Annotated in this window: 3 protein-coding genes; all 3 read right to left on the bottom strand. The window is 59.7% G+C overall.

What is annotated here, in order from left to right:
• Positions 1 to 288: 288 nt before the first annotated feature.
• The gene (locus H5U08_RS10870; RefSeq protein WP_297032912.1) at positions 289 to 1,494 is read right to left on the bottom strand and encodes a 6-phosphofructokinase; all 1,206 of its coding nucleotides are present in this window, start codon (positions 1,492 to 1,494) and stop codon (positions 289 to 291) included.
• Positions 1,495 to 2,142: 648 nt separating this feature from the next.
• Positions 2,143 to 2,940, bottom strand: a complete 798-nt coding sequence (locus tag H5U08_RS10865; RefSeq protein WP_297032911.1) for a DUF72 domain-containing protein — start codon at positions 2,938 to 2,940, stop codon at positions 2,143 to 2,145.
• A 152-nt stretch (positions 2,941 to 3,092) separates the two neighbouring features.
• A complete protein-coding gene (locus H5U08_RS10860; protein ID WP_297032909.1) occupies positions 3,093 to 4,106 on the bottom strand; it encodes a DUF1573 domain-containing protein in 1,014 nt (337 codons plus the stop codon).
• Positions 4,107 to 4,502 lie beyond the last annotated feature (396 nt).

Genomic DNA, 4,502 nt, shown 5'->3' with positions numbered 1-4,502 from the left:
GCGGCTGGGCCTGGTCCTTGGTGATCAATTTGAGTTCCATACCTGTCACCTTTGTCGCGTTGCCATTCTCTCCCGGGTGCTGGATGATCCATGCCTGGTGGAATCCGTCCTGACGCGATCTCCCTAAGAATAAACCCCTCGCGGGTGAGGTTGCCCGCTTGGGGAGCAGCGATGCACACCACTCGCTCTTTTCTCAGGATATCGAAGGGCGGCTTGGGTGCAAAGCACGCCCGACTTTCTTCGATTGCCGCTCAGCCCGCGGGGATGCTGACCACCTGAATCCGCGGATTACGCCTGGACTTTGTGGCCTTTGAGGCGAACATATTCGGGCAGGGGGCCCACCAGGGGACGTGCGTATTCGAGGAAGGCTTCCGTGACGTAGTTGCCTTCGGCGTTGATGAACTCATCGGGCATTGGTTTGGCCTTGATGGCGACCTCGGCCAGCGGGACGGTATCCAGCCGATAGCGATAGGGTTGACTCGATTCCCGGCGGATGGAGACCATCATGCCGCTGACACCTTCGGAGGCCAGTCGCACCGCTTCCCTGCCGCAGGCATAGGCTTCCTCGAGATCGATTTCGCTGACGCGATCTGCCGCGCACATTTGGAGAGATTCGCACACCTGGAACTCGCCCCGCCAGCCGTAGGTCTGGCTGATCATGCGATGGAGCATCATGGCGGCACTGGTGCCCCCCATGGCGCCGAATTCAACGTTGGAGAACTGGTCAGTGACGGTGGCCTGGCTGACCGGGCGGCCATCGGGATAGGTGATTCCCTCCCCGCAGACGACGCTGCACCAGCCAAATTTGTCGTAAACGCGTTTGACATCGGCGAGGAATTTATCGCGATCGAAGGGGCGTTCCGGGACCAGGATGATGTGGGGGGCATCGTCTTCTGCCGATTTGGCCAGCGCAGAAGCCGCGGCCAGCCAACCCGCGGATCGCCCAACTGTCTGGAAGATGACGAACTGATCGACGCGGCGCATGTCCCGCGCCAGCATACCCGCCTGCCGCACCGAGATGGCCACATACCGCGCGGCGCTGCCGTAGCCGGGCGTGTGGTCGGTTCCAAAGAGGTCATTATCCACCGTTTTGGGAATGCCCACGCCCAGCATCGGATAGTTCTGCTTGCGGCAGAACTCTTCCAGACGATGGATGGTGTCCATCGTGTCGTTCCCGCCGATGAGGAACACATAGCGGATATTGAAGCGCTGGAGTTGCTCCAGCAAGCGCGGGAAATCCTCATCCCGGAGTTTGTAACGACAGCTTCCCAGGGCGGAGCTGGGAGTTCTCTTGAGGGCTTCGATTGTTTCGGGAGCTTCCTGATAGAGGTCGATGACGTCGCTTTCCAGAAAGCCCTGAATCCCAAACCGCATGCCCAGACAGCGTTCGATTTCCGGATACTGTCGGCAGGCTTCGATGACGCCGCAAAGACTGGCGTTGATGACGGCCGTGGGGCCACCGCTCTGACCGACAATCGCGTTTCCCCGCATCATGGAGCGTCTCTCCTTTCTCGTGGATGCTGACCGGTGCCCTCCCGCACAATCTGCCGGTATTTGCAGCCGAGGTCCGAATGATGTTTTGACCGTTCCGGGTTGGGAACAATCCCAGGGGGGACCTGGGCGATGGAAGTCCGGCAGCGACAAATTTTCTGAAGAACTCTTTTACTTTGCCCGCCGCTGATGGCGGAGTCAAGCCCACGGGCCATTGAGCCGTCCCCAGTTTGTCTCCGAATCGGGAAAAGCGCGTGAGAGTCGGCGAGGTCTTAAAAAGGGGTGAACGCCGGGCGGGAGGGACCTTCCGGAGGGAGGTGCTTGTCAGGTCCACGTTCCGCTGATTGAACGGTAGGGGCAATTCATGAATTGCCCCTACAACGTGGGAGGGACCCGCTTGTCGGGTCCGCATATTGGAGGGACCTGCTTGTCAGGTCCGTCGTTCGACGTTGGATCATCCATTCTCTTGCATCGGGCACGACAAGCGTGCCCCTCCGATCTTCCGGAGGGACCTGCTTGTCAGGTCCGCTTGTCAACGCTGGTCTATCCATTTCCCCTTCGTCTTGCCGGGCACGACAAGCGTGCCCCTCCGAGGGTTAACGGACGCCGTGGAACGCGTCCCTCCAGGGGACTGGAGGGCCCGGGCCCACCTCATTTCTCTTTCAAGGCCTGGGCCAAAAGCTCCCGAAAAATGCGGGCGTTTTCGACGGCGTGGGCATTGTAATCGTTGTTGAAAAAGGCGTATACGGCGCGGACGGGGGAAGTCCTGATCACCTCAACGACGCGCTGGACCCACGGCTGCAGTTCCTCAGGCGAATAATCATAGCGATAAAGCTGCCGCCCCAGTCCGTGGAACCGCAGGTAGAGGAAATCCGTGGTGGAGATGATGTCGTCCGGCAAGCGGGGATGGCTCACGGCGACAAAGGCCACCCTGTGCCGCTGAAGGAGATGTTTCACCTCGTCATCCCACCAGGAGGCATGGCGGAATTCCAGGGCATGGCGAACATGGGGGATCGCAGCGGCTTCGTCCCTGAGAAGAGCGAGAAAACTTTCCAGAAGTGGCAAATCGGGTCGAAAGGATGGGGGAAACTGCCAGAGGATCACCCGCAGTTGCCGGAGCGGCGCTGCCCGCTCGATGAATTCTCGTAGCTCGCTCCGGCAGTCCTGAAGCCGCTTTAAATGCGTGATTCGCCGGGAGCCCTTCGTCGCTACATGGAAATCTTCCGGCATCCGGCGGTTCCAGCCGGTGATCATGGAAGCGGTGGGCAGGCGGTAGAAGGTGGCGTTGATTTCCACCGCGTTAAACTGGGTGACGTAGTACTCCAGTCGGGCCGGGCCTTTTATTTCTTCCGGATAGAACTTGCCGGTCCAGTCATCGTAGGTCCAGCCGGACGTGCCGATTCTCAGATCGGTTTGGACGCTCTTCTGAGCCGGTTGACGCTTGCCCATCGGTGCGGCCTGAAGTTGGACGGTCGATCCTGACGCAGCCTGCGCCGGTTACCCGGTGTGTGCGACGATTCTATTTTGATTGTGTCGGCGGGCGTCAGGAACGGGCCTCGGCACTCATCCGGCAGGCGGAAGAAAGTGGCAAAAGCGTGGGGTCACTGACCGCTGGCCTTGATGGTGCCGAGCACCGGGACTTTGAGCTGTTCGTACCCCGACAGGTTTGTCTCGATGACGATTTCCCCGTGGATGGGACCTGGCGTTTCGTCCGCCGTAAAGGTGACGGGAATGACCTGAACGCTCTTTTCCGTGTCGGGTAGGACAAAGCTGAACCGCTTGTCGGGGACCCGAAGTCCTGTCAACCGGAAGGGGACCCGCGCTTGAACGACGAGGTTTTTCGTGACCGTTTGCCCGGGCGACAACGTTCCCAGCGCGAGCTGCGACGGCTGAACGGTGACCTGGGGGATCACCGAACCTTCCACCGGCAGCACGAGCCGTCTGGCTTCTTCCAGAGTGTCGTTGGTGAAAAGCTCGATTTGTTCCTGGAGATATCCGGCGGGCGCATTCGGTTTGAGGGTGACCACCAACTGGTAAGTCACCTCGCCGGCCCCGCGTCCCGTTTGGTTGATTTGCACATCGAGGAAGTCGGCGCTGGGAACAGCCTTCACGATCTGCCAGTCACTCCGTCCTGCATAGAGGAGCTTGACGGTCCGCTCGGCCGCGGAGCCCTGGGGCACGGCATTGAAGAGGACGACTCCCGGATCAAACACGACGTCGCTGCGGATGTACACGTAGGTGTGCAATTGCACCTCGGCCGGATAGGGCTTGTCGAACGTCACCGTGATGGTGGCGTCTTTTCGGCCCAGAAAGCCCCTGGTATCCACGGTGGCGATGACAGCACCTGTTTCGAACGTCTTGAGGGTGTCCTTGGTGATGCGGGGCTGAGTGCATCCGCAGGAGGTTCGCACGGAAGCGATGTGGACATCCTCCACATAGATGTTTTTGAGGGGAAAGACATGTTCGACTTTGGCGCCGCGAGCGACCATTCCAAAATTGTGGCTGGTATGGTCAAACATGGCCTCCGCCCACTTTTGTGCCCAGGCGAAGTTTGATGCGAAGAGAAACAGAGTGGCGAAAGCCGCGGTCAACGTCATCCGTGTCGTGGCAGGCATGGTGGTGGTCACTCCTTTTTTCGATTCTCCGAAAGGATGAATTGAGAGCATCCTGGAAAGCCCCAGAAGAAGCACAAGGGTTGTACTTTCCGGAGCCGAATCGAAGCAGACAGCGGGAGTTCCGCCGTCCTGCGGGCCGGGCGGTACGGTCGTTCACCGCCGAAGTCTGCGTAAAGAATAGCGACTTTTCCGGAGAGAAACAACGGCAATCCCGCGGAGTGGGTGGGGTGCGGCAATCCGCGGAAGAGGAACGGCCGGGGCGCGAAATCACGCCGGGCACTCCTGGAGCAAGAAATTTGGACGGGTAAAAAGGGTCGCTATTTGCCGCAGTAGTCGATAATGCGGGCGAGCTCGGATTTGAGCTCCGGCCGACGAACAATCCGGTCGATAAAGCCG

The sequence above is a fragment of the Thermogutta sp. genome (assembly GCF_014359955.1).
Taxonomy (GTDB): domain Bacteria; phylum Planctomycetota; class Planctomycetia; order Pirellulales; family Thermoguttaceae; genus Thermogutta.
Note: the sequence above shows the minus strand (reverse complement) of the source record. Positions and strands in the feature narration are given on the sequence as shown.